The sequence below is a fragment of the Stenotrophomonas sp. TEPEL genome (assembly GCF_004348785.1).
Lineage (GTDB): Bacteria > Pseudomonadota > Gammaproteobacteria > Xanthomonadales > Xanthomonadaceae > Stenotrophomonas > Stenotrophomonas indicatrix.
Map to the genome: position 1 here is coordinate 3,853,599 of NZ_QQXJ01000001.1, position 24,256 is coordinate 3,877,854.

Here is a 24,256-nt window from a genome sequence, read left to right on the forward strand (position 1 = left end):
GAGCTTACAGGGACGTACTTGCAGCGGGCGTGAGCGCCATGGATGGCGCGACCGAGCTTACAGGGACGTACTTGCAGCGGCCCCCGCAACCGGCCCCACCCCGCCATCCCACTGATAGCCCGCTTCTGCTGTTGCTGTTGCCGTTGCCGTCGATTCGGCGGGTGCAGGGCGCGGCCCTGCCGACACCCCCTTACCGCACTGGCACGTCGTAGGCGGTACCGGAGTCCGGCTCGGGCTGCAGCGTGTAGTGCCACCACTCCTGCGCATAGTTGGCGAAACCACGCCGTGCCATCGCCTGTACCAGCTGCTGGCGGTTGGCCTTCTGTGCGTCATTCAGGCCGGGCGTCTGCGTATGCGCGCGCGGGCCGAAGAAATCGAAGTCGGTGCCCATGTCCATCGGCGTACAGCGGCCGCTGCGGCAATCCAGCAGGCCCAGATCCACGGTGGCACCGCGGCTGTGGCCGGAACGCTCGGCGATGTAGCCATCGCTCAGCAGCTGCGGCTTGTCCAGATGGGGATACTGCAGCGCCTTGCGCGACTGTTCCTGCGGATCACGTACCCAGGCCATGAACGCCTGCACCGCGCGCACCGGGCGATAGCAATCGTAGAGACGCAAGCCAAAACCCTGCGCGCGCAGGTCGGCTTCCACAGCGGCCAACGCCTTTGCCACCGGCGCCAGCAGATAACACGCGGGCGCCTCATAGCCGGGCACGGGCGCAGCAGTGAAGTTGTTGGCACCGGCGTAGCGGATGTCCATCTCGATGCGTGGCGACAGCGTGCGGATCTCCACCAGTCCCGCCGCAGTGACGTCGGTGGCGGGCGAGATGCGCGGCGGCTCAGCGGCGTGCGCCGCCGCTGCCAGGGCAATCGCCAGTACGAGTGAAATGCAGGTCCTGGAAGTCATAGCTGAAGTCGATCTCCGGATCGATGGCGCGCAGCTCCAGCGTCGGCGTGCCTGCATCGGGATTCAGCCACGCCTGTGCCGAGGGTTCCAGCGTATCCCACTGCAACAGCCAGCGCCCTTCCAACTGCTTCACTGTTGCCTGCAGCGCGGGCGATTTGTCGACGATGAAGCGCAGGCCATTGCCGGTGGGGCATAGCGAGGCGGGGCCAAGCCAGGGATCGCGGTAACGCCCCTGCCATTGCGCCAGATCGGTGGTTTCAGCCGGTCGGGCCGCCCGGGTAGAGGGCGCACGACTTCCCGTGGCGGCACGCGCGGCCCGATCGGCCTTCAGCTCGGCCAGGTAATACCCCACAGGTTGCGCGTCATCCGGCGCGGTGAACTGTTTCAGCGTCGACTGCATCAACGCGGTGCGGGCTTCTTCGGCCTCGCCGTTGATCAGCATCACCACGCCGACCTTGCGATCCGGCAGCAGCGCCAGCGAGGAATACATGCCCGACAGCGTACCGGTGTGTGCGACCTTCCACTGCCCATCCATGTCCGACACCCGCCAGCCCAGCCCATAGCCATAGAAGTGGGCGTTCTCCCACTGCGTTGGCGTTCGCCCAATGGCATCGGCATGTGCAGCGTCCACAGCATGCGGCGTTGCTCGGCGCCCAACCACGCCGGTGCCAGCGCCGGGTCCAGCAGCACCTGCATCCAGCGCGTCATGTCGCGCAGCGAACAGCGGATGCCACCGGCCGCCATCGACGTCAGATCGGGGCTGAGCGTTCCATCGGCACCGGCCACCACATTGCGGCCATCTCGACGCATATGCGGTTGGGCGACATTGCCGACCTGCTTCACCGACCATGCGCCCACCTGGCAACGGGTCATCCCCAGCGGTTCAAACACCCGCTCGCGCATCAGCTGGTCATAGGGCTTGCCACCGGCGGCCGCAGCCACCTCACCAGCAACGACGTACATCAGGTTGTCGTAGGCGTAGCCGCTGCGGAAACTGGTGACTGGCTTCAGGTGTGCAAGCCCTGCGATGACATCGCTGCGGGTGAAGGCATTGGGCTCAGGCCACAGCATCAGGTCACCGGCCCCCAGGCCGAGGCCACTGTTGTGAATCAGCAGATCGCGCACCTGCAGGTGTTCGCCCACCCACGGGTCATGCATGCGGAACGCCGGCAGATGGCGGCGTACCGGGTCGTCCCAGCGCAGCTTGCCCTGCTCCACCAGCGTGGCCAGCAGCGCGGCGGTCATCGCCTTGCTGTTGGAGGCGATCTTGAACAGCGTGTCTTCGTCGATGCGGCCGCCGTCACCGCGCGCGCCTTCGGCGTGGCGATAGACGACCTGGCCGTCCTCGACCACCGCCATCGCCAGCCCCGGCAGGTGCTCGTGCTGGCCCACGAAGGCGATGTCGGCGTCAAGGCGTGCGGTGTCCACCGCCCCTGCTGGGGCGGTGGCGGCAAGCAACGCGGCCAAGGTCAGCAGGCGATACACGACCGGTCTCCATTGGCAGGGCCGGGCGACGCCCGGCCCTGCGCATCCTCGTCGATCAGAAGTTCCAGGTCACCACCAGCTGGGTGTAGCGCGGCGCCTGCCAGCGGGTACCGGTAGCAAAGGTGTTCTCGCGGTACTGGCCAGGCTGGGCTTCGTAACGCTGGTGCACGTTGATGGTCTTCTGGTTGTTGAAGATGTTGTACACCGACAGCCGGGCACTCAGGTCGATGCCCTCCACCGGCAGCCGCCAGGTCACGTTCGCGCCCATGGTCCAGGTCCACGGCAGGCGACCGAAGGCACCACGCGGGCTGTATTCGAACTGGCGTTTGTCATAGGGGCCGGAGCAATTGGCCACGCACAGCCAGCCGGTGCCACCACCGCTGCCCTCACTGGAGGTGCTGCCACCTGCGATCGAATCGTTCGGCCACATCACGCCATAGGCGGTGATCGGGCCGCCGGACTGCACCTGCAACGTGGTGCCGAACGACCACTGCTTGTTCAGCGCATACGCCGCGCGCAGCTTGAACTGGTGACGGAAATCATTGAACAGCACGCCATAACGTTCATTGGTAGCCGGGTGATCCCAGAACTGGACCATGCCGGTGTCGCCGTAGTTGGTATCGGAGTTCACCGGCCCTTCGAAATTGCCCTCGCTCTTGGACCACAGGTAGGACGCGTTGAGCATCCACTTCTCGTCCCATGCGCGATCGATCTGGAATTCCAGCGCCTTGTAGGTACGCTTCGGCTTGGAATAACCGATCACCTCGCCGCTGCCGCCCTTGCGATAGCCGCTGCTGGCGGTATCGATGGTGATCCAGCCTTCGTTTGCGCAGCCGATGCTCTTGTCGCCCCAGATGGTCAGGCTCTCGCCCGGGTTCGCGATCGGCCACAACGTGCTCGGCGTCGGCCCGCAGGGGGTGTAGTTGATGCGGATGTCATCCAGTGCGCGGGTCATGCGCCGGTAGGTGGCGTTGACGCCCCACGACCAGGCCTGGTTGATCATGTTCTGGAAACCGAGGATGTACTCGTCCTGGTAGACCGCTTTCAGGTCCTTGTCCACGCTCTGCCGCAGGTCGGCACCACCGGTGTTCATGCGGGTGTCGGTCGGCCCGATCTGCTGTCCGATGACCGGCGCCATGTACGCCGAACCGGTAGGCGAGGTCTTCCGTTCCCAGCCCTCAAGCACGTAGTAGCTGTACTCGTCGGTCAGGCCGCCGGCGAAGTTGACGTTGATGTTGTTGGTCACCGGCAGATAGTAACGACCCGCGTTGCCGAACAGCTTGGTGCTGCCATCGCCCTTCATGTCCCACGAGAAGCCGACCCGCGGCGCGATCAGATCGTCCATCTTGATGAACGCCTTGCCGGCGGCGGTGCGGTTTTCGAAGCGGTCCCAACGCACGCCAAGGTTCAGCATCAGGTTCGGGGTGATGTTCCAGATGTCTTCCAGGTAGAAGGCATTGGCTTCGGTCTCGAACTTGCCGCCGGATTGCCGGTTGCGCGCACGCAGCATCTCGGTGACACCGGCCGGCACGTAGGCATTGGCGCCGTCCCACACTTCATCCCCGGGACGCGCCACGTAGGCGGTGTAGCTCAAGGCGTTCGGCCCGGGATAGCGGGTGGTCTGGTCGGTGGTCATCAGCTCGCGGTCAACGCCGAAGCGCAGCAGGTGGTCTCCCAGCTGCCATTCGAAGTCCAGGCGCGCCACGTCGCGTGTGTCATCACGTTCGGCCACGGCGGTCCCGGTCGGATGGCAGCCGGCGCGCAGGCCCTGCAGCTTGGACAGACGGGTGCCATAGGTGCTGTCGGTGAACACCGGGCTGCAGGCCTGGTCCAGCGATGAGTTGGTGAACGCGCGCTGGTTGTTCTGGCCGACCATCGCGCGGGCGGTGAAGTTCTGTCCGAAGTGACCGGTGTAGGTGGCCGACCAGTTCTTGCCGCCAGTCTCGGTGATCGAATCACCGCCCCAGTCGCCGAGGCGGTTGTCATCCCAGTCGTAGGCGTAGGACGCATTGGTGACATCGCCTTCATCGGAGAATGCCAGCAGCGCCAGGCTGTGGTTGTCATTGATGTTCCAGTCCAGCTTGGTGCCCCAGAACCCATTGCCGGACTTGTTCTTGAACCAGGTGCTGCCGTCGGACGAGGTGTTGTGGCCGCGGTCGTTGCGGTCCTCGTACATGGCGAACAGGAACAGCTTGTCCTTGATGATCGGCCCAGAGCCCCAGACGTTGGTCTTCAGGAACGAGTTGTTGTCGCGGCTGCCATAGGAATGCGGCGTACCGTCGCGATGGAAATGGTCACCGCCGCTTGAGCGCCCTGCGCTGGGCTCGGCAGTGACTTCCACGCCGCCCTTGAACTCGTTGCTGCCCGAGCGGGTGACCGCGTTGATCACGCCGCCGGTGGAACGGCCAAACTCGACCGAGTAGCCGCCGGTCTTGACCTGGAATTCATTGAAGAACGCGAACGGGGCCGTGCTGAAGCCGCGACGCGTGTACATGTCGGTAACGTTGAGGCCGTTGATGAAGACTGCGTTCTCGGCCACCGAGGAACCGGCGAAGGACAGGCCGCCGAACGAGGAGTTGCCGCCGACCACGCCCGGTGCCATCAGTGCCACGGCGGACAGATCCTGTGCCACCGGAAGCCGTGAGATTTCCTGCCGGTTGATGTTGAATGAGGTCTCGGTGGAATAGACGTCCACCCGGTTTATCACGCGGGTGCCGACCACCTGCAGTGCATCGAGGTTGGTGACGCCGCCGCCACTGGCCAGGTTGACGGTCGTGGTACCGCCGACAGCGACGCTTACCGCCACCTGTTCGCCCAGGGTCTGGCCATCGCGGCTGAGCTGCAGCCGATAGTCCCCCACCGGCAGCTGGCCGAGGCGGTAGCTGCCATCGGCACCGACGGTGACCGTCCGGGTCAGACCGGTGCCGGCATTGACGACGGTGATCTGGTCGCCCGCGGTGGCGCGGCCGGCAACGGCACCCGACACGTTCTGGGCCATGGCCGTGGTGGGCAGCATGATGCCCAGACACGCGCCGAGGGCGACGCACAAGGCCGCCCGCTTGATGTTGTAAGCCTTCATCCCCTGCTCTCTCCTGCAAGAATTGAATGGTGGTGGGGTGGTGTGTCGCGCTAGCGTTGCCCGGCTGGCAGTACCCGCCACTGGAAGTCGTAGCTCCATTGGTCGAAGTACAGGTTGCCGCCTGACCACTCGGCCTCGCCGCGCTGCGAGTCGACCGTTTCCGAGCGGTAGTGCTGTTTGGCCGGCACGAACGCCTGGCCGAAATCGTCGTTGAAGGCGATGCGGTAGCCATCGAGGCCACCGAGGTAGAAATCACGCAGCGCGGGCGTGTCGCTGGCCAGCGCACCGGTGGTCACATCCATCGGCAGCCAGCCATAGGGCGCCAAGTAGACCTGGCCCCAGTCGTGCAGGTTGTTGTAGCCGCTGCCATCGTCGGAGAACACCATGCCCGACTGCCAGCGCGCGGGAATGCCGTTCATGCGCAGCAGGGCGATCAACAGCAGTGTCTGCTGCCCGCAGTCGGCATGACCGGCGCGCAACGCGTAGTCGCTGATGTTGCTGAGGGTCGAGTACTCGCGTGCACCGGCCCACGGAATGCGGTCGACGGCGGCGAACAGCTTGCGTACCACTTCATACGGGCGTGTCTCGCCCTGCAGCACCTGGTCGGAGAACAGCTTCAGCGCCGGCGTGAAGCGCACGTGCGGCAGCTGCTCGGCCAGATAGGGCTTCAATGCTGGATCATCCGGCGTGGCCTGCACCTTCGTCGCATCGATTGCCGTGTGGCGCGCGAAGATCGTCACCGCATAGCGGATTTCAAAGCGCGTCGGCTGCCCCGCCACCGCCTTGGCCTCCAGGTAGGCGGTGCGCTGCTGGGTGCTGGCCGGGGCGACTCGAGCCTTGCCTGGTGCACTGCCGATCCACTGCACGCGCTCCTGCTGGCCGGGAATCTCGCGCGGGTATGGAATCCAGGCACGTACGGTTTCGCCGGCCGGTACGGCATCCGCCTTCACCGTCAACGATTGGGTGAATTCGATGCGCTGCGGCAGCACCGATGCCATGCCGCTCTGTTCGGCGGCAGCAACCACGCGCGCGTGATGCGCGTTGAGCACCTCGTTGGGGCCCGGCGCCGGCATCGGCGCATCCGCGCGGCGGCGTGCACGCGCTTCATCGCTGAGCAGGAACAGGTTCGATGGTGCGCGCTTGAAGTACCAGCGCGTGCCATCGATGTCGAGATGCTCGATCAGGCCAAGCTGGTCCCAGCGCGCGAATTCCTCGTCGGTCAGGTCGGGAATCCAACGGCGTACCGCTGCTTTGGCAGCGGCGCGGTCAAGGGAGAAATCCAGTTTGATGCGGCGCATGCGCTCGCGCTGGAACGCGCTTTCGGCAGCATCGCCTGCGGTCGCCAGCAACGCATCGGCATCGCTGAAACGACCGCTGTCAACCAGATCGATCAGTTGGGTTTCCCGTTCGCGTTCAGTGGCGCTGCGCGGATCCGCGCCCGCTGCCGCCGACGCCCACAGCAGCAGCGCGGCACACAGGCCGGCAGCGGCAGGCAGAGACGGTTTGCGAACGGCAGGATCCACAGCGACACTTCCCAAGCGCGGGTGGTAACGGCTGTGTAACACGGGCCGGAAGACCGGTCAATAATTTATTCTTGCTTTCGGGGCCGAAAGGAATAAATATTCCAACAGGCATTCGAGGAGGGTGTGCAGCGCATGATCCTGGCTTCCCGCGAACCGCGTCGGCACTGGCCGCACCGGTTGACCTTGGCACTGGCCCTGGGCCTGCTGGGCGCACCCGCATTCACCCAGGCGGCCACGCCTGTACCCGACCCCGGCGCCCCGCTGCCTTACGTGATCGGCCTGCACGAGGCCTACCTCACCGCGGACTACTGGGCGGCACGGCTGGACAATGCCGACGCACCTATCCTGGACCGCGCGCAGATCGAGGCGCAGAACGCACGGATGCGCGCGCAGGGCAAGCACATCCAGGACATCGCCACCCTGCCTGCGCAGCTCAGCGCGGCACAGGTGCGTGACAGCATCGGCGCGCTGTCGAGCTGGCCCACGCGGGCGCTGTATGACGACAAGGGCCGCACCATCGCACCGGACGTGCGTAGTGCGATCGAAGCCAACCTCGGTCTCGACGCAGTTCCGTCGCAGGTGTCGCCGGACTACGCACTGGTGGTGAAGCGCGCCGCGCTGCGCACCTTCCCCACCCGCCAGCGTGTCTTCAGCACCGTCGGCGATACCGACATCGACCGTTTCCAGGAGTCGGCGCTGTTCCCCGGCGACAAGGTTGCCGTCGTCCACCGCAGCACCGACGGCCGCTGGCTGTTCGTGCACAGCGAGCGCTACAGCGCATGGATCGAAGCCGACGCGGTGGCCAGCGGTGACAAGGCCACGGTGCTCGGCTACGGCGCGAAGGGCCCGTACCGCATCGTCACCGCCGCCACAGCGCACACCGCCTACACACCCGAAGAACCGCGTGTCTCGCGCCTGCAGCTGGACATGGGCGTGCGCCTGCCGGTGCTGGCCGACTGGCCCGCCGCTGAGCCAGTGAACGGGCAACAGGCGCACGCCTCGTGGGTGGTGCAGCTGCCAGTGCGCGAGGCCGATGGCCGCCTGAAGCTGGTGCCGGCGCTGCTGCCGCGCTCGCAGGACACCGCCGCCGACTACCTGCCGCTGACGCCGCGCCTGCTGCTGCAGCAAGCGTTCAAGTTCCTCGGCGAGCGCTACGGCTGGGGCCACGACTACGACACCCGCGACTGCAGTGGATTCGTATCGGAGATCTACCGCAGCTTCGGCGTGCTGCTGCCACGCAATACCAGCGCACAGGCGGTCAGTCCCGCGCTGGACCGCTTGCCGTTCACCGCCAAGGACGGCAAGGCCGTGCGCGACCGCGCCGTCACCGATCTGCAGGTGGGTGACCTGGTCTACATCCCGGGCCACGTGATGATGGCCATCGGCCACGTCGATGGCCGCGCCTGGGTGATCCACGATACCGCGGGCGGCAGCTGGTTCGGCGCCGACGGCAAGCGTGTGCAGGCCCACCTCAACGGCGTATCGGTCACCCCGCTGGAGCCGATGATGGCCAGCGACAGCGTCCGCTACATCGATCGCATCACCAACATCCAACGCCTGCGTGCCAAGAACCCCTGAATGAAGATCACCGCCATCGAACTGGGCATGCTGCGCGTGCCGCTGAAGACCCCTTTCAAGACCGCGCTGCGCACGGTGGAAACCGTGGAGGACGTGGTGGTGCTGATCCGCACCGACAGCGGCCACACCGGCTACGGCGAGGCGCCTGCCACCGCGGTGATCACCGGTGACACCCACGGCTCGATCATCGAAGCGATCCGGCACTTCATCGCCCCGCGCCTGATCGGCCAGGAGGTGGTCAACCTCAACCGCCTGTGCACGCTGGTGCAGACCGCGATGGAGCGCAACACCAGCGCCAAGGCGGCGGTGGAGATCGCCCTGTACGACCTGTGGGCGCAGCTGCATGGCGCGCCGCTGTACCAGATGCTCGGTGGTGGCGACCCGGTGATCACCACCGACATCACCATCAGCGTGGACTACATCGACAAGATGGTGGCCGATTCGCTGTCGGCGGTCGAACGCGGCTTCGAGTCGCTGAAGATCAAGGTCGGCAAGGACATCGGCGTGGACATCGAGCGGGTCAAGGCGATCCATGCCGCCGTCGAAGGCCGTGCGCTGCTGCGCCTGGATGCCAACCAGGGCTGGACCGCCAAGCAGGCGGTGCATGCGATGCGCACGCTGGAAGAGGCAGGCGTGGTGCTGGAACTGCTGGAGCAGCCGGTCAAGGCCGCCGACATCAGTGGCCTGAAGTACGTGACCGATCGGGTCAACACCCCGGTGATGGCCGACGAGAGCGTGTTCAGCCCAAGCCAGGTAATGGACCTGATCCAGCAGCGCGCCGCCGACATCATCAACATCAAGCTGATGAAAACCGGTGGCCTGTCCAACGCCATCCGCATTGCCGACATCGCCGGCATCTACGGCGTGCCGTGCATGATCGGCTGCATGATCGAATCCAGCATCAGCGTGGCCGCAGCGGTGCACCTGGCGGTAGCCAAGAGCGATGTGATCACCAAGGTCGACCTGGATGGTCCCTCGCTGGGGCAGTTCGATCCGGTCAGCGGCGGGGTGCGCTTCAACGAGTCGGAGATCAGCATCAGCGATGTGCCGGGGTTGGGCATTACCGAAGTGCGGGGGTTGGAGATGCTGGGTTGATTGGAGCTCCGCTGCCAGCGGTGTCTACGTCTGATGCTTGGTCGGGCGTTACTTTTCTTTTCGCGAAAAGAAAAGTAACCAAAAGAAACGCTCCGCCGGCCGCGAGCCGACGTGCTGCGCACGCCGGTGCCCTGCGCTCCTCGGTCCGCCGAGGGACGGCGCGGAACTCGCTGCGCTCAGACACCCGCGCCTCTGCGCCCTCGCCGGACCTGCGGTGCTCGGCTCGCTTGAAGGCGGACTCAACGGCAGCTCCGGGTAGATCCACGCCATGCGTGGATGCCCTTGCTCCTGCTATTGCCCCACTCCGCACCCCCTTCGCGGCTGGCACGCGCGCGAGCCACCACATACTCTGCTCTACGCCGCCAACCGCAACGCGTTCCTCTATGCTCCAGCGCACGACCATCGGACGCCCCGCATGCCGCCCCTGCTGAAAATCCGCACCGAGCGCGGGCAGATGTCGGCCATCGAACGCCGCATCGCCGACTTCATCCTCGACAACGCGCACCTGCTGCGCGACTACTCCTCGCAGCAGCTGGCCAGCGCGCTGGGCATCAGCCAGTCCAGCGTGGTCAAGTTCAGCCAGAAGCTCGGCTTCAAGGGCTACCCGGACCTGAAATATTCCATCGGCGAGGACGTCGCCCGTGCCGGTGCCGACCCACAGCAGGCGCCCGCCGAACCGGACATCAGCGATGACTACCTGCGCCTGGGCGACGCCCTGCGCCGCAGCAAGGCCCAGGCCGAGGAAGAAACCCGCCAGGCCAACCCACGCGAGGAGATCGAGCGCATCGTGCAGCTGCTCGACGGCGCGCCCAAGCTGTTTGTGCACGGCCTCGGTGACGACGGCCTGTATGCGCGCGAATTCGCCATGCGGCTGTCGCTGCTCGGCCTGCTGGTGGTGCCGCATACCGATCCGATCCTGATGCTGGCCAACCTGTCCGCCGCACGCCCGGGCGATGTGCTGCTGATGTTCTCCGAGTTCGGCAAGTTGCCGCAGCTTTCGCAGCTGTCGCGGCAGTTCCAGGACATGGGCGGCAAGGTGGTGTCGATCACCCGCCACACCGCCAACCCGCTGCGTGCGCATGCCGATGCGGCACTGGTGGTGTGCGCGCACGACCGCGCGCCGCAGGTGGCGCAGCTGCTGTACCGTAGCGCCATGCATGCCCTGCTCGATTTCCTGTTCGTGCTGCTCTGCCACGCCAATCCGGATCGCCAGCAGCAGCTGGCGGTGAACCTGGAACGGATCGACCACCTGCTGGATTCCTGACCGGAGCGCCCGATGAACCTGCTGCTGGCCCGCCTTGCATCTGCCGCGCTGCTGCTCGTTGCCGCAGCTGCTCTCCACGCTGCCCCGCTGGACAGCGCTCGCCAACTGATCGTCGTCACCAGCGAGAACTGGGACAGCACGCAGGGCCAGCTGCAGGCCTTCGTGCGCGACGGCAAGCACTGGCGCAGGCACGGCCAGGCCTTCCCGGTGGCGCTGGGTCGCACCGGCAGTGCCTGGGGCCTGGGCCTGCATCCTGCCCAGACCGACGGTCCGCAGAAACAGGAAGGCGATGGCCGCAGTCCGGCCGGTGTGTTCGCGCTGGGCAGCGCGTTCGGCTATGCCATCACCCGGCCCGGCACGGCGATGACCTATCAGCCGATGCTCGAGAGCAGCTACTGCATGGACGTGCCAGCATCGCCGTTCTACAACCGCATCGTCGATGCGAAGAAGGTGGGCCGCGCCGCCATCGCCGGTTCCACCGAACCGATGCGGCTGGACCTGCACAACCAGGGCGACGTGCGTTACCGGGAAGGCTTCGTGATCGCGCACAACCCGGACAACCAACCCGGCAAGGGCAGCTGCATCTTCGCCCATCTGTGGCGCCAGCCCGGCGAGGCCACCGCTGGCTGCACTGCGATGCCAGAGGTGCGCATGCAGGCGTTGCTGGACTGGCTGCGCCCGCAGGACACGCCACGCTTCGTCCTGCTGCCACGGGCCGAATACCAGCGCCTGCAGGCACAGTGGAAACTGCCCGCGCTTGAAGGAGCCGTACGTTGAGCGCCGCCGACGAACCGCAACTGCAACGCGCGGTCAGCCGCTGGCAGATCGTCGGCCTGTCCATCAACGATGTGGTCGGCAGCGGCATCTACCTGCTGCCGGCCGCCACGGTCGCCCTGCTCGGCCCCTTCAGCCTGTGGGGCGTGGTCGCCGCCGGCATCGTCGTCGCCCTGCTGGTGCTGTGCTACGCGCAGGCGGCCAGCTATTTCGACGAACCCGGTGGCAGCTACCTGTACGCGCGCGAAGCCTTCGGCCGCTTCGCCGGTTTCGAGATCGGCTGGATGATCTGGCTGACCCGCATCAGCTCGGCCGCAGCGCTCAGCAATGCGCTGGCCGACGCCGTGGCGCGGTTCTGGCCGTGGGCAGGCGCAGGCATGGGCCGTATCGCGATCATCGTTGTCTCGCTCGGTTTCCTCACCGGGGTGAACATCATCGGCGTGCGCTCGGCTGCCCGCACCGGCATCGTGCTGGTGATCGGCAAGATGCTGCCACTGCTGTTGTTCGTGGCCATCGGCGCCTTCTACATCGACCCGCAGCTGGCCTTCTCCGGCCAGCGCCCGGACCCGCACGACCTGCAGCGCATGGGCGAGGCAGCGCTGCTGTTGCTGTATGCCTATGCCGGGTTCGAGAACATTCCGGCCGCAGCCGGTGAATACCGCAACCCACGCCGCGACATCCCGTTCGCGCTGATCACCATGATCGTCACCGTCACCGTGATCTACGCGGCGGTGCAGATCGTGGCGCAGGGCACGCTGCCCGGCCTGGCCGACTCGGCCACGCCGCTGGCCGATGCGGCCTCCAGCTTCGGCGGCGAGGCCCTGGCGCTGATCCTCACCGTGGGCGCGACCATCTCCATCCTCGGCACCAACAGCAACACGATGATGATGGGCCCGCGCTTCCTGTTCGCCCTGGCCCGCGATGGCTACGGCCCGAAGGTGCTGGCACAGGTGCACCCGCGCTTCCGTACCCCGGCCGCGGCGATCTTCTGCCAGGGCCTGATCGCCCTCGGCCTGGCGCTGTCCGGGTCGTTCGTGCAGCTGGCACTGCTGTCGATGACCACGCGCCTGTTCGCCTACATCGGCACGGCCGCCGCCGTGCTGGTGCTGGCCAAGCGCTATGCTGACCGTCCCGGCGCGTTGAAGCTGCCCGGCGGCCCATTGATTCCGGTGCTGGCCCTGCTGCTGTGCGTGGCCCTGTTTGCCAGTGCCAGCTGGCAGAACATCGTCGCAGCGCTGGTCGCCTTCGCCGTTGGCGCGGTGATCTACAAGCTGCCGCGCAAGGATGCCGCTGCTGATTGACCTGCCGATCACGCTGCCGGTCCGGCGCGTTAACCGGCCGATGGGCACGATCAGGCTTCGTCCACTACGGAGCCTTCTGTCCATGAGCCCCGATTACCAGATCCCCGGCCGCGTGCCGGAAGACAGCACCCCGCGCGAGGCCATCTCCGACTACTGGCGCGACCGCTACAGCGCCGAACCGTATTACGACGCCAGTCTGCTGTTCGATGACTACGAGCCGGCCTATCAGATCGGCCACGCAGCACGCGTCAACGAAACCCGCGCCGATCAGGTGATCCGCGCCTACGAACAGGTCGAAGCGGAGTTGCAGTCCCGCTGGGCGACCGAGCGCGGCAAGAGCCGCCTGGAATGGGACCAGGCCCGCGCCGCTGTCCGCCGCGGGTGGGATGAAGCCCATGTGGCCGATCCGCGGCTGACGCGCCACGGTTGACCCATCCAGCTGTTCCAGCTGTTGACTGATGCAGCCACAGTGGCGCCGAGCCCATGCCCGGCGCCTTCTGCGTTGCAGGCCTGGGCCGGGCAGGCGCTCGGCGCTACCTCAGCCGGTCACTCCTGTTCCGGGAGCGGCGGAATCGACGAAGCGCGCTTGGGCTCGGCCGCGTTGGCGGCAATCAGGTCGCGGGTGTTCTTCTGCACCGCCACCGCGCCAAACAGCGACAGCGCGAACGCCATGCCGTAGAAGCCCTTTTCGCTCAGCACCAGGGTGGCATTCCACAGGCCGACCAGCAGCAGCAACAGCGCCGACAGCAGTGCGAACCAGCACAGCGCGTAGTACAGGCCGCTCACCGGAATGGCCTCGACGCGGTCGCGCACGCTCTTCTGCAGCGATATCGCCGCAAACAGGCCGAACAGCAGCAGGGTCAGGTAATAGCCCTTCTCGTTCAGCGGCATCTCGGCATTGAACAGGCCGACCAGGTAGGCCACCGCGCCCAGCAGCAGGGCCACCCACGAGGCGGCGATGAAGGCGGGCGAGGGTCGATGGATGAGGGGTGCGTTCATTGCAGGTCCTTGGCAGACAGGCGGGCAATGCTTTGCCCGGGCGACAACACCCTAGACGATCCGCGCCATGCCGCACAGGGGGGAGCAGGACCTTCGGGCCACGACCGTCACCGTCCCGGTGGTATACAAGGGAGAGCCTGGCCATCCGCATCCCCTTCCGCTGGAGATACCCATGACCCGCACGCCCCTGCTGCTCGCCCTCGGCCTGCTGCCGATCCTCGCCACCACCGCCTGCAACGCGGCCGGCCCTGATGCGTCTGGCCAGAAGGCCCCGGCGAGCGCCGCGGCCAGCGCAGACCAACGTCCCTTCACCGCCACCGAGGTCAGCCGGTTCGACCAGCCGTGGGCGATGACCTTCCTGCCCGATGGCAGCCTGCTGGTCACCGAAAAGCGCGGCAAGCTGCAGCATCTGGACCTGGCCAGCGGCCAGAAACATGAAATCACCGGTGTGCCGAAGGTCGCCTACGGCGGCCAGGGTGGATTCGGTGACGTCATCCTGCATCCGGATTTCGCCCGCAACCGCGTGGTGTACGTCAGCTACGCCGAGGAAGGCACGCTGGACACGCGCGGCGCGGCCGTGGCCCGTGCCACCCTCGCCCTCGATGCCAACGGTGGCGGCCAGCTGAAGGACCTGAAGGTGATCTGGCGGCAGACGCCGAAGGTCAGCGGCGAAGGCCACTACGGCCACCGCCTGGCCTTCGGCCCGGACGGCAAGCTGTGGATCAGTTCCAGCGAACGGCAGAAGTTCGATCCTGCGCAGGACATGAGCGGCAACCTGGGCAAGATCATCCGCCTCAACGACGACGGCAGCCTGCCGGCCGACAATCCGTTCGCCTCGCAGGGCGGCGTGGCCGCGCAGGTGTGGTCGCTGGGCCACCGCAACGTGCTGGGCATCGCCTTCGATGCCAACGGCAAGCTGTGGGCGCAGGAGATGGGCCCGGCCGGCGGCGATGAGCTGAACCTGATCGTGCGCGGTGCCAACTACGGCTACCCGATCGTGTCCAACGGCGACCACTACGACGGCCGTCCGATTCCCGACCATGACACCCGCCCGGAGTTCGCCGCACCGAAGGTGACCTGGAACCCGGTGATTTCCCCGGCCGGCCTGATGTTCTACAGCGGCAGCCTGTTCCCGCAGTGGAAGGGCAGCGCCTTCATCGGCGGCCTGTCGTCCACCTCGCTGGTGCGGGTGGCCTTCGACGGCGACAGCGCGCGCGAGGCCGAACGCTTCAACATGGGCGAGCGCATCCGCGAAGTGGAACAGGGCCCGGACGGCGCGCTGTGGCTGCTGGAAGACGGCAGCAAGGCACGGCTGCTGAAGCTCACGCCGAAGGCCTGATGGCCTGATGGCCGGGGTGCCGGCCNGCGGCCGGCACGACCGGTGTGCAACGGCCCCGCATGCGGGGCCGTTTTCGTTACTGGATGGTGCCGACCTTCACCTCGGTGCGCGTGCAGGCCTTGTCCAGGCACTCGCCGGTCAGCCAGACCTGGCCATCGCCGATCATCACGCCCTGCTGGTTGACGAACACCGTGCCGAAGTCCTGCGCGGACACCGCCTTGACCACCGCCGGGGTGATGATCTTTTCGTAGTTGCGCTGGAATTCACCGGGCCCGGTGATCTTCCTGCCACCGCTGATGTTCAGCGGGAAACGCACTTCTTCAACCACCGCCGCGCGATCGCCACCGACCACTGCGGTCTTGAAGGCAGTGAATACTTTTTCATACTGCGCCGCATCGCCGAGCAGCGTCTCGATGCGCGCGCGGGCGTCGTCTGCCGCAGGTGCTGCGGGGTTGGCAGCATCGGCCGGCGTCGCAGCCGCATCCTTGGCGTGCTCCGCCGCAGCCTGTGGCGCGGCGACGGCATCGGGCGTGGTGCTGGCGGCCGCTTCGGCCGGCGTCGCGCCCGTCATCGGCGGAGGCGCATCGGCGGCAGGTTCGGGCGGCGGTGCCGGCTGCGAGCACGCTGCCAGCAACAGGACAGGAACAAGGTAGGCCATCGTGCGCATGCGCGGTCTCCATCGGATCAGGCTCCGATGGTAGCGCCGGGCCGTGCCCGGCGTGTTCGCCATGGGTGAGGACGCCGGGCATGGCCCGGCGCTACTCATTGCCAGTAGATCCACGCCATGCGTGGATGCTCTACCGATCAGGCGTTCAGCAGTTCGAACTGCACCGCGTCACCAGCCATCGACGAGGCGCACACCCACACGTCGAACAGGCCCGGCTCGGCACGCAGCACGCCGTCGCGGCCGGTGAATGCCAGCTGTTCACGGGTCAGGGTGAACACGACCTCGGCCGACTCGCCCGGCTGCAGGGCCACCTTGCGGAAGTCCTTCAGCTCGCGCACCGGCCGCACGCGGCTGGCCACGCGGTCGTGGATGTACAGCTGCACCACTTCCTCGCCGGCCACGCTGCCGGTATTGGTCAGCGTGGTGGTCACGGTCAGGGTGTCGTCCCAGCCGACGCGCGCAGTGCTCAGCTGCGGCACGCCGTAGGCGAAGGTGGTGTAGCCGATGCCATGGCCGAACGGGTACAACGGCTCGTTCGGAATCTCGCGCCAGCGTGCCTTGAATTCCGACATCGTCGGCAGTTCCGGGCGACCGGTGCGCGGGTGGTTGTAGAAGTACGGCTGCTGGCCGGACACCTGCGGGAAGCTGACCGGCAGGCGGCCGGAGGGGCTGTAATCGCCGAACAGCACATCGGCCACGGCATGGCCGGTCTGCGTGCCCAGGTACCAGGTGATCGCAACGGCATGCGCATTGCGCACCGCGCCCTGCAGGGCCAGCGCGCGACCATTGCGCAGCAGCACCACCAGCGGCTTGCCGGTCATCGCCACCGCTTCGGCCAGCGCCTGCTGTGCCGGCGGCAGCGTGATCTCCACGCGCGACTGCGCCTCGCCGCTGTAACGCTGCGGCTCGCCCAGCGCCAGCACCACCACGTCGGCGCGCAGCGCAGCGGCCACGGCCGCCTCGGTGCCACCGGCAATGGCGGCTTCCAGTTCGCAACCCGGCACCACTTCCAGCAGCGCGTCATCGCCGATGGCCGCGCGCACGCCGGTTTCCAGATCCACGTAGCGCTGCTTGTCGCCGAACAGCGTCCAGCAGCCTTCGATGTTGTCGCGGTCCTGCACGAACGGGCCGATCAGCGCGATCTTCTGCCCGTTCTTCTGCAGCGGCAGCACGTTGTCGCGGTTGTTCAGCAGCACGATCGACCGGCGCGCGGCATCGCGCGACAGTTCGTCATGGGCGGCGATATGGGAGGTATCGGCTTCGCGCGCCGGGTCCAGCGAGCGGTACGGGTCGTCGAACAGGCCGATGGCCTCCTTCAGCCACAGGATGCGGCGCACGCCTTCATCCAGCACGCTCATCGGCACCTCGCCGCTCTCCACCAGGCCCGGCAGGTGCTCGGCGTAGAAGCCGCTCTGCATGCTCAGGTCCAGGCCGGCGGTGAACGCCTTGGCGGTGGCATCGCGGTCGTCGGCGGCATAACCGTGCGCGACCAGTTCCATGTCGGCGGTGTAGTCGGAGATCACCACGCCCGGGAACTTCCATTCACCACGCAGGATGTCGGTCAGCAGCTCGGCGTTGGCGCTGGCCGGCACGCCGTTGATGTCGTTGAACGAGGACATCACGGTGATCGCACCGGCGTCGAAGGCCGCCTTGAACGGCGGCAGGTGCACATCGCGCAGGGTCTGCGGCGAAATGTCCACCATGTTGTATTCCATGCCGGCCATCACCGCGCCGTAGGCGGCAAAGTGCTTGGGCGTGGCCAGCAGCGAGTCGGCGGCGCGCAGGTCGCTGCCCTGGAAGCCACGCACGCGGGCAGCGGCGAAGGCACAGCCCAGTACCACGTCCTCACCGGCACCTTCGGCCCCGCGGCCCCAGCGCTGGTCGCGGGCGATGTCCACGGCCGGTGCGTAGGTCCAGTGCAGGCCGGCAGCGGTGGCTTCAACCGCAGTGGCGCGCGCGGTGCGCTCGGCCAGGTCCGGCTCGAAGCTGGCGGCCTCGCCCAGCGGAATCGGGAACACCGTGCGCATGCCGTGGATGACGTCGGCCGCCAGGATCACCGGGATGCCCAGGCGGCTCTCCTCGGTGGCGACCTGCTGGATGCGGCGGCCGAGCTCGGCGCCGACACCGTTGAACAGCGAGCCGACCTTGCCCTCGCGCACCTGCTGCAGCACCTGGTCGGCATTGCGCACGTTGGCTTCCGGGTTCACGTCCGGGGCGAACGGGCGGACCATGTCCGCGAAGACACCCAGCTGGCCGACTTTTTCCTCGACGGTCATCTGGGCAATGAGGGATTCGATGCGATCGGAGGCCACCGGCAGTCCTTGATGAAAACGTTTACAAGCCCGGCATTCTAGCGATCCCGGACGATTTGGCGAGAGGTTTCGTCATTCAGTTTCAGCCACCAGCCGGATCCGTACGGTCTGGCCGGGGGCATCGCAGCTTACTCCGAGCCGGCCAGTTGGCGCTGCCCGGCCATCAACATCGCGTCGCTGGACGCCTGGAACACCCGCAGGCCAAAGGCCGGCAGGATCGCCAGCAGGTGGTCGAAGATGTCCGACTGCACCGCCTCGTATTCGCCCCAGGCGGTGCTGCGGGTGAAGCAGTACAGCTCCAGCGGCAGGCCTTCGGTGGTCGGCTGCAGCTGGCGCACCAGCAGGGTCATATCGGTATGGATGCCCGGGTGGCTGGCCAGATAACGCTCCACGTAGGCGCGGAAGGTGCCCAGGTTGGTCACCCGGCGGCTGTTGACCTCGGCCACGCCCTGCTCGCGCAGACGCCCGTTCCACTGGCCCAGCTCCTGCTGCTTGCCGCGCAGGTAGTCGCCCAGCAGGGCGAACTGGCCGAGGAAGGCCAGGTCGTCCTCCTCCATGAAACGCACACTGTGCTGGTCCAGGAACAGCGCGCGCTTGATCCGGCGGCCACCGGCCTCCTGCATGCCGCGCCAGTTCTTGAACGACTCGGTCACCAGCTTCTTGGTCGGGATGGTAGTGATGGTCTTGTCGAAGTTCTGCACCGTCACCGTATGCAGGGCGATATCGATGACATCGCCGTCGGCATTCTGGCTGGGCATCTCGATCCAGTCGCCGATACGGATACGCCCATCACCACTGATCTGCACGCTGGCCACCAGCGACAGGATGGTGTCCTGGAAGATCAGCATCAGTACTGCGGTGGCCGCGCCCAGGCCGGTGACCAGGTAGCGCAGGTCGACACCGGCGAGGGTGGCAACGATCGACAGCCCGGCGATCACGAAGATGATGATCTTGGCGACCTGCAGGTACCCCTTGATCGGCTTGTTGCGCGCCTCGGGGCGACGTTCGTACAGGTCGTTGGCCGCATCCAGCGCATGCGACAGCGCCAGCACCACGGTCAGGATCGCCCACGCCTGGCAGGCACCGATGATGAAGCCGACCAGGCCCGGCGGCAGGTCCGGCACGATACGGATGCCCGAGGCGATCACCTGGCTGGGCACCACGTTGGACAGCCGCGAAATGACCCGCATCAGATGGCTGCCGCGGCCGGTATCGGCGCCGGGCAGGCGGTTGAGCAGGCGACGCAGGCCGCGCAGCAGGATGCGCTTGGTCACCCAGTTGGCCAGGCCGGCGGCAACCAGCAGCGCCGAGATCATCAACGCCAGGTAGGCGCCAGGATAGGGTTCCAGTGTGTTCTGCAGCTTTTCCAGCCACTGTACCGCCACCACCGCGTCCACCATCAGTTGTCTCCTTCTTCATTGCTGTTGAGGTTGCCGGCCAGCGGCCGGCACTACCGGATCAGTCCCGCGAACGTTCGATGATCACGCCGACCGCACGTGCACCGCGCACCGCCCCGGGCTTGCTCAGCTTCAGGCGCAGCCACTTCACGTCGAATTCGTCCAGCACGATCTGCGCGCAGCGCTCGGCCAGGGTCTCGACCAAGCCGAATTCCGACTCGCGCACGAACTGCTCCAGGCGCTTGCTCACCGCTTTGTAGTTCAGGGTGTGGGCGATGTCATCGGTGGCTGCGGGGCGACGATTGTCGAAGCCCATTTCCAGGTCGAACACCAGGTCCTGGCGGATCCGTCGTTCCCAATCGTAGATGCCGATCAGGGCGTCGATCGTCAGCCCTTCGATGAAAACCTTGTCCATTGCGGTTACCAGCCGGAAAACAGGCGGCCATGGTAACGGGACGGCAGTGAGCCTGCCCGGAACGGAGGCGGGTCGCCGGGCATTCGCAAGGTCTGGAAAAGACAAAGGGCCCTGCTAGCGGGGCCCTTTGGTACTACCGTTTTGTCCCCGGGGGGAGCTTTCTCAAGCCGCGGGTCCCGGTGGCGCAGGCACTGAGGTTAGGCAAGGTCCCAATCGCCGGTCAAGGCCAATTGCGACAAAGCAGCTCACGGAATTCGCCCGAGCCGAAACACAGGAAATCGGTCACGCAGGCAACGGCGTTCCCCGATGGTGATCGCCGCCGTCTCTGGCCAGCATCGACCCTTCCTTCACCACCGCACATCACGATGGCTGCATACGATGCATTGAGGCGCGCTCTGTCAGCGGAGCGCCTGTCGACCTACGAGAGAATTGCATCGGCCTGCAACCCGGGTGTCACCGCCGAATCCCTGTACCTGTGGAACATGCGGATGTGCGGTGCGCTGATGATGCCGGTGCATCTGTGCGAAGTGGTCGTCCGCAACGCAGCCGCATCGGCGCTGGCCCGGCAACATGGGCCTCGATGGCCGTGGAATGATGCCTTCCGACGCAGGTTGCCGGCATCTTCATCCGCTTCGGCGAGAACCGCACTGGAACTGGTCACCGGCCGTACCACCGACACGCCCGAGATCGTCGCCAACCTGCCGATGGTTTTCTGGCAGCAGCTCTTCACCTGCCGCTTCGACGCTTCGCTGTGGATACCAGCGCTCAGCGGCGTTCTACGCCATGCGCCTTCGGCCCATCCCAGTGTCACCAGGAAAGCCATCCACGCAGATATCGGACGCATCCGCCACCTGCGCAACCGCATCGCCCACCACGAACCGATCCTTGAGCGCGACATCGGCGCCGACCTGGCCGCGATCGGCCGGCTGATCCACGCCCGGTGCCCGCACACGCTGGCATGGCTGCAGCGTCATGAACGGGTGACGACGGTATTGGCGGCGTCGCCGTTGGCAGGGCGCCCATGATGCGTCCGCCGGGCGTGGCCCGGCGCTACCGGTTGCGGGGCTCACACCGCCGGCAGCGTCGCCATGTCCCAACGCGGGGTGACGTCCACCTTCGGCGGGCTGTGCTGTCCCGCCAGCAGGCGCAGCGCGCCGGCGAAGGCGATCATCGCGCCGTTGTCGGTGCACAACGCCGGCCGCGGGAAGCAGGCGCGGCCGCCGAGGCGCTCGGCCATCTGCTGCAGGCGGGCGCGCAGGCGCTTGTTCGCACCCACGCCGCCGGCCACCACGATCACATTGGTGCCGGCCGCTTCCAGCGCGCGTTCGCACTTGATGCACAGGGTCTCGACCACGGCGTCTTCAAAGCCACGCGCGATGTCGGCGCGGGTCTGCTCGCTCTGGTCGCTGTCGCGCCAGGCCATCAGGACCTGGGTCTTCAGGCCGGAGAAGCTGAAATCCAGGCCCGGGCGGTCGGTCATCGGCCGCGTGAAGCGGTAGACGCCCGGCGTGCCCTGCTCGGCCAGCGCGGCCAGCTGCGGCCCGCCCGGGTATGGCAGGCCCATCATCTTGGCGGTCTTGTCGAAGGCTTCGCCTGCGGCGTCGTCCAGGGTTTCGCCCAGCAGCCGGTACTGGCCGATGGCATCGACGGCCACCAGCTGGGTATGGCCACCGGACACCAGCAGGGCCACGAACGGGGCCTGCGGCGGATCGTCTTCCATCAGCGGCGCCAACAGATGACCTTCCATGTGGTGCACGCCCACGGCGGGAACCTCCAGCGCCCAGGCCAGCGACCGGGCCACGCCGGCGCCCACCAGCAGCGCCCCGACCAGGCCGGGGCCGGCGGTGTAGGCCACCCCGTCGATGTCGTTCACGCCGAGCCCGGCCTCGGCCAGCGTCTGCCGGATCAACGGCAGCAGCTTGCGCACGTGGTCACGGCTGGCCAGCTCAGGCACCACACCGCCGTACTCGGCGTGCAGGGCGATCTGGCTGTAGACCGCATGGGCGCGCAGGGCAGCGCTGCCGGCCAGGTCGGTGTCATACACCGCCACGCCGGTCTCGTCACAGGAAGATTCAATGCCAAGGACTCGCATGCCTGCTATTATGACGCCCCTGCCAACCCCTCGGGGAACTGACAGGCCTCACTGCAATCCAACAACTTGCCCCTATTCAGGATTTGTGGCTTGCAGTTTGTTTATTCGCCACTATAATGTGCGGCTCGCCGGGCGTGACCCGGTTCTACTGTGTCCCGGAGATTCCATGCCCAGCGTCAAAGTCCGCGAGAACGAACCCTTTGAGTTTGCTCTTCGCCGCTTCAAGCGCACTTGCGAAAAGGCCGGTGTGCTGGCCGAAACCCGCAAGCGCGAGTTCTACGAAAAGCCGACCCAGGAGCGCAAGCGCAAGGCCGCCGCTGCTGTGAAGCGTCAGCTGCGCCGCTCGTCGCGCGACGTCACCAAGCGTCAGCGCCTGTACTGATCGGACGCATCTTCATTGCGGTGGGCATTCCCTGCCGCGATGGAGTCGAAGCCGGCACGCGCGAGCGTCGCCGGCTTTTTGCGTTTCCGGGCCCGGGCCCGGGCATCCGCCCTGCCCCACTACCACCACGAGGTTCGTCATGAGCATGAAGCAGCAGCTCACCGAAGACATGAAGGCCGCCATGAAGGGCGGCGAGAAGCACAAGCTGGGCGTCATCCGCCTGATCAACGCCGCCATCAAGCAGAAGGAAGTCGACGAGCGCATCGAGCTCGACGACACCGCCGTGATCGCCGTGCTCGACAAGATGGTCAAGCAGCGCAAGGACTCGGTCAGCCAGTTTGAAGCGGCCAACCGCGAAGACCTGGCGGCAATCGAGCGCGCCGAAATCGTGGTGATCGAAGCCTACCTGCCGGCCAAGATGGGCGAAGCCGAGATCGTCGCGGCCATCCAGGCGGCCATCGCCGAAACCGGCGCCAGCAGCGCGGCCGACATGGGCAAGCTGATGGGCGCGCTGAAGCCCAAGCTGGCCGGCCAGGCCGACATGGGCCTGGTATCCAAGCTGGTCAAGCAGGCGCTGTCGTAAGCAACGCCAGACCCGGGTCCCTTCCGCACTGCGAAGGGACTGCGGGACGCGCTCCTGCGCACCTGCTTCACCGCGTCTTCGACGTGGTGCTGCTACAACTCCGGCATGGTTGATCCAACGTCCCACGCCCCCGAAGACCGCGCGCCGCACGGCGGCCCCGCGTCCCTGCACAAGTACATCAAGCGCCTGCAGGACAGTTTCCCGATGGCCGTCGTCAAGCGCTTCGTCGAAATCGACGTGCTGACCCAGGCCGCCTCGGTTTCCTTCTATGCCCTGCTGTCGATGGCGCCGCTGCTGGTGCTGCTGCTGTGGCTGACCGCCTCGCTGTATCCGCCGGCACAGCAGGCCCTGGTCGACCAGATCAGCTCGGTGGCCGGCAGCAGTGCCGCGACCGTGGCCGAAACCGTGCTGAAGAATGCCGACAACCAGCCCGACGTCGGATCGCTGGCCGGGCTGTGGAGCACGCTGTTGCTGTTCGTTGGCGCCACTGCGGTGTTTGCCCAGCTGCAGAACGCACTGAACCTGATCTTCCGCACCAGCGGCGAACGCCTGGAGGGCATCAAGGCCTGGCTGCGCAAGCGCGTGTTCTCCTTCGGCGTGGTGCTGGCGCTGGGCTTCCTGCTGATCCTGTCGATGACCGCCACCACCGTGCTGCAGGTGGCCTTTGCGCAGCTGCCCTCGATCCTGCCGGCCATCGGCTACCTGACCAGCCTGCTGCTGTACGCGGTCGGCTTCGCCTTCATGTATCACTACCTGCCGGACCGGCGCGTGGCGTGGCGCCAGGCCTTCATCGGCGGCCTCATCACCTCGGCACTGTTCGCGCTCGGCCGCTATGGCATCGGCGTGTACATCGCCACCGTCGCACCGGGCAGCGCTTACGGCTCGATGGGTGCGCTGGTGATCTCGCTGGTCTGGATCTACTACGCCACCGTGGTCTTCTTCGTCGGCGCGCTGATGACCGCGGTGATCGATGAACGCCTGCGCGCACGCCATCATCTGCTCGCTGCCGGCATCGACCCTGGCACTGCGGCGAACGCGCCCGGGAACGTGGCCGGCAAGGGGTAAAC

20 protein-coding genes and 1 pseudogene are annotated in these 24,256 nt (G+C 66.7%); 11 read left to right on the forward strand and 10 right to left on the reverse strand.

Going from position 1 to position 24,256, the window contains the following annotated elements; genetic code table 11:
* Nucleotides 1-190 precede the first annotated feature (190 nt).
* The 4 genes and pseudogenes from TEP_RS17640 to TEP_RS17655 all read right to left on the reverse strand — a co-directional run bounded on the left by TEP_RS17640 (nt 191) and on the right by TEP_RS17655 (nt 6,991).
* The gene (locus tag TEP_RS17640; protein ID WP_132826146.1) at nt 191-904 is read right to left on the reverse strand and encodes a M15 family metallopeptidase; all 714 of its coding nucleotides are present in this window, start codon (nt 902-904) and stop codon (nt 191-193) included.
* Nucleotides 837-2,389 (reverse strand): annotated as a pseudogene (locus tag TEP_RS17645) (serine hydrolase). The gene TEP_RS17640 and the pseudogene TEP_RS17645 overlap by 68 nt, the downstream one beginning before the upstream one ends.
* A 55-nt stretch (nt 2,390-2,444) precedes the next feature.
* On the reverse strand, nt 2,445-5,468 hold the full coding sequence (locus TEP_RS17650) for a TonB-dependent receptor (protein ID WP_132826147.1): 3,024 nt from the start codon (nt 5,466-5,468) through the stop codon (nt 2,445-2,447).
* Between the two features lie 50 nt (nt 5,469-5,518).
* Nucleotides 5,519-6,991 (reverse strand): transglutaminase-like domain-containing protein, encoded by a 1,473-nt coding sequence (locus TEP_RS17655; RefSeq protein WP_132826148.1) that lies wholly within the window; start codon nt 6,989-6,991, stop codon nt 5,519-5,521.
* Nucleotides 6,992-7,123: 132 nt separating this feature from the next.
* Here TEP_RS17655 and TEP_RS17660 point away from each other — a divergent pair, with 132 nt between their 5' ends.
* The 6 genes from TEP_RS17660 (at nt 7,124) to TEP_RS17685 (ending at nt 13,433) form a co-directional block, all read left to right on the forward strand.
* Nucleotides 7,124-8,569 (forward strand): SH3 domain-containing protein, encoded by a 1,446-nt coding sequence (locus TEP_RS17660; protein ID WP_132826149.1) that lies wholly within the window; start codon nt 7,124-7,126, stop codon nt 8,567-8,569.
* Nucleotides 8,570-9,664 carry a dipeptide epimerase gene (locus TEP_RS17665; protein WP_132826150.1) on the forward strand — a complete coding sequence of 365 codons (1,095 nt, stop codon included), beginning with the start codon at nt 8,570-8,572 and terminating at the stop codon, nt 9,662-9,664.
* A 415-nt stretch (nt 9,665-10,079) separates the two neighbouring features.
* Complete coding sequence (locus TEP_RS17670) at nt 10,080-10,928, forward strand: MurR/RpiR family transcriptional regulator (protein WP_032975614.1); 849 nt, start codon at nt 10,080-10,082, stop codon at nt 10,926-10,928.
* Nucleotides 10,929-10,940: 12 nt separating this feature from the next.
* The gene (locus tag TEP_RS17675; RefSeq protein ID WP_132826151.1) at nt 10,941-11,705 is read left to right on the forward strand and encodes a L,D-transpeptidase family protein; all 765 of its coding nucleotides are present in this window, start codon (nt 10,941-10,943) and stop codon (nt 11,703-11,705) included.
* Nucleotides 11,702-13,003 carry an amino acid permease gene (locus tag TEP_RS17680; protein WP_132826152.1) on the forward strand — a complete coding sequence of 434 codons (1,302 nt, stop codon included), beginning with the start codon at nt 11,702-11,704 and terminating at the stop codon, nt 13,001-13,003. The genes TEP_RS17675 and TEP_RS17680 overlap by 4 nt, the downstream gene beginning before the upstream one ends.
* Before the next feature lie 82 nt (nt 13,004-13,085).
* Nucleotides 13,086-13,433, forward strand: a complete 348-nt coding sequence (locus tag TEP_RS17685) for a hypothetical protein (RefSeq protein ID WP_132826153.1) — start codon at nt 13,086-13,088, stop codon at nt 13,431-13,433.
* Between the two features lie 116 nt (nt 13,434-13,549).
* Here TEP_RS17685 and yiaA read toward each other — a convergent pair whose 3' ends face one another.
* Entirely contained in the window at nt 13,550-14,002 is a 453-nt protein-coding gene (yiaA, locus tag TEP_RS17690) for an inner membrane protein YiaA (protein ID WP_132826154.1), read from the reverse strand.
* A 172-nt stretch (nt 14,003-14,174) separates the two neighbouring features.
* Here yiaA and TEP_RS17695 point away from each other — a divergent pair, with 172 nt between their 5' ends.
* Nucleotides 14,175-15,341, forward strand: a complete 1,167-nt coding sequence (locus tag TEP_RS17695) for a PQQ-dependent sugar dehydrogenase (protein WP_132826155.1) — start codon at nt 14,175-14,177, stop codon at nt 15,339-15,341.
* A 76-nt stretch (nt 15,342-15,417) separates the two neighbouring features.
* Here TEP_RS17695 and TEP_RS17700 read toward each other — a convergent pair whose 3' ends face one another.
* The 4 genes from TEP_RS17700 to folB form a co-directional block, all read right to left on the reverse strand.
* On the reverse strand, nt 15,418-16,008 hold the full coding sequence (locus tag TEP_RS17700) for a hypothetical protein (protein ID WP_132826156.1): 591 nt from the start codon (nt 16,006-16,008) through the stop codon (nt 15,418-15,420).
* Between the two features lie 137 nt (nt 16,009-16,145).
* Nucleotides 16,146-18,320, reverse strand: coding sequence for a glycoside hydrolase family 3 N-terminal domain-containing protein (locus tag TEP_RS17705; RefSeq protein ID WP_132826157.1), 2,175 nt, complete (start codon nt 18,318-18,320; stop codon nt 16,146-16,148).
* Nucleotides 18,321-18,448: 128 nt separating this feature from the next.
* Nucleotides 18,449-19,720: a mechanosensitive ion channel domain-containing protein gene (locus TEP_RS17710; RefSeq protein ID WP_033830173.1), complete on the reverse strand. Its 1,272-nt coding sequence runs from the start codon at nt 19,718-19,720 to the stop codon at nt 18,449-18,451.
* A 58-nt stretch (nt 19,721-19,778) separates the two neighbouring features.
* Nucleotides 19,779-20,132, reverse strand: a complete 354-nt coding sequence (folB, locus tag TEP_RS17715; RefSeq protein ID WP_005415016.1) for a dihydroneopterin aldolase — start codon at nt 20,130-20,132, stop codon at nt 19,779-19,781.
* A gap of 365 nt (nt 20,133-20,497) precedes the next feature.
* Between folB and TEP_RS17720 the strand changes: the two genes are divergently transcribed.
* A complete protein-coding gene (locus TEP_RS17720; RefSeq protein ID WP_132826569.1) occupies nt 20,498-21,157 on the forward strand; it encodes a hypothetical protein in 660 nt (219 codons plus the stop codon).
* 41 nt (nt 21,158-21,198) lie between these two features.
* On the opposite strand, the gene tsaD is transcribed toward TEP_RS17720, so the two are convergent.
* Nucleotides 21,199-22,224 carry a tRNA (adenosine(37)-N6)-threonylcarbamoyltransferase complex transferase subunit TsaD gene (gene tsaD / locus TEP_RS17725; RefSeq protein ID WP_049468546.1) on the reverse strand — a complete coding sequence of 342 codons (1,026 nt, stop codon included), beginning with the start codon at nt 22,222-22,224 and terminating at the stop codon, nt 21,199-21,201.
* Nucleotides 22,225-22,390: 166 nt separating this feature from the next.
* Here tsaD and rpsU point away from each other — a divergent pair, with 166 nt between their 5' ends.
* From rpsU to TEP_RS17740, 3 genes are all read left to right on the forward strand, one after another.
* Nucleotides 22,391-22,606: a 30S ribosomal protein S21 gene (gene rpsU, locus TEP_RS17730; protein WP_002808376.1), complete on the forward strand. Its 216-nt coding sequence runs from the start codon at nt 22,391-22,393 to the stop codon at nt 22,604-22,606.
* A 139-nt stretch (nt 22,607-22,745) separates the two neighbouring features.
* On the forward strand, nt 22,746-23,189 hold the full coding sequence (locus TEP_RS17735; RefSeq protein ID WP_032975623.1) for a GatB/YqeY domain-containing protein: 444 nt from the start codon (nt 22,746-22,748) through the stop codon (nt 23,187-23,189).
* Nucleotides 23,190-23,294: 105 nt separating this feature from the next.
* Nucleotides 23,295-24,254, forward strand: a complete 960-nt coding sequence (locus TEP_RS17740; protein WP_051501539.1) for a YihY/virulence factor BrkB family protein — start codon at nt 23,295-23,297, stop codon at nt 24,252-24,254.
* The last annotated feature ends 2 nt before the right edge of the window (nt 24,255-24,256 follow it).

Bases quoted from the DNA above. Each gene is read 5' to 3' on its own strand.
- TEP_RS17675 (WP_132826151.1), top strand. From the start codon at position 10,941: ATGAACCTGCTGCTGGCCCGCCTTGCATCTGCCGCGCTGCTGCTCGTT.
- rpsU (WP_002808376.1), top strand. From the start codon at position 22,391: ATGCCCAGCGTCAAAGTCCGCGAGAACGAACCCTTTGAGTTTGCTCTT.
- TEP_RS17660 (WP_132826149.1), top strand. From the start codon at position 7,124: ATGATCCTGGCTTCCCGCGAACCGCGTCGGCACTGGCCGCACCGGTTG.
- TEP_RS17665 (WP_132826150.1), top strand. From the start codon at position 8,570: ATGAAGATCACCGCCATCGAACTGGGCATGCTGCGCGTGCCGCTGAAG.
- TEP_RS17650 (WP_132826147.1), bottom strand. From the start codon at position 5,468: ATGAAGGCTTACAACATCAAGCGGGCGGCCTTGTGCGTCGCCCTCGGC.
- yiaA (WP_132826154.1), bottom strand. From the start codon at position 14,002: ATGAACGCACCCCTCATCCATCGACCCTCGCCCGCCTTCATCGCCGCC.
- TEP_RS17640 (WP_132826146.1), bottom strand. From the start codon at position 904: ATGACTTCCAGGACCTGCATTTCACTCGTACTGGCGATTGCCCTGGCA.
- folB (WP_005415016.1), bottom strand. From the start codon at position 20,132: ATGGACAAGGTTTTCATCGAAGGGCTGACGATCGACGCCCTGATCGGC.
- tsaD (WP_049468546.1), bottom strand. From the start codon at position 22,224: ATGCGAGTCCTTGGCATTGAATCTTCCTGTGACGAGACCGGCGTGGCG.
- TEP_RS17740 (WP_051501539.1), top strand. From the start codon at position 23,295: ATGGTTGATCCAACGTCCCACGCCCCCGAAGACCGCGCGCCGCACGGC.
- TEP_RS17670 (WP_032975614.1), top strand. From the start codon at position 10,080: ATGCCGCCCCTGCTGAAAATCCGCACCGAGCGCGGGCAGATGTCGGCC.
- TEP_RS17695 (WP_132826155.1), top strand. From the start codon at position 14,175: ATGACCCGCACGCCCCTGCTGCTCGCCCTCGGCCTGCTGCCGATCCTC.
- TEP_RS17710 (WP_033830173.1), bottom strand. From the start codon at position 19,720: ATGGTGGACGCGGTGGTGGCGGTACAGTGGCTGGAAAAGCTGCAGAAC.
- TEP_RS17685 (WP_132826153.1), top strand. From the start codon at position 13,086: ATGAGCCCCGATTACCAGATCCCCGGCCGCGTGCCGGAAGACAGCACC.
- TEP_RS17735 (WP_032975623.1), top strand. From the start codon at position 22,746: ATGAGCATGAAGCAGCAGCTCACCGAAGACATGAAGGCCGCCATGAAG.
- TEP_RS17700 (WP_132826156.1), bottom strand. From the start codon at position 16,008: ATGCGCACGATGGCCTACCTTGTTCCTGTCCTGTTGCTGGCAGCGTGC.
- TEP_RS17720 (WP_132826569.1), top strand. From the start codon at position 20,498: ATGGCTGCATACGATGCATTGAGGCGCGCTCTGTCAGCGGAGCGCCTG.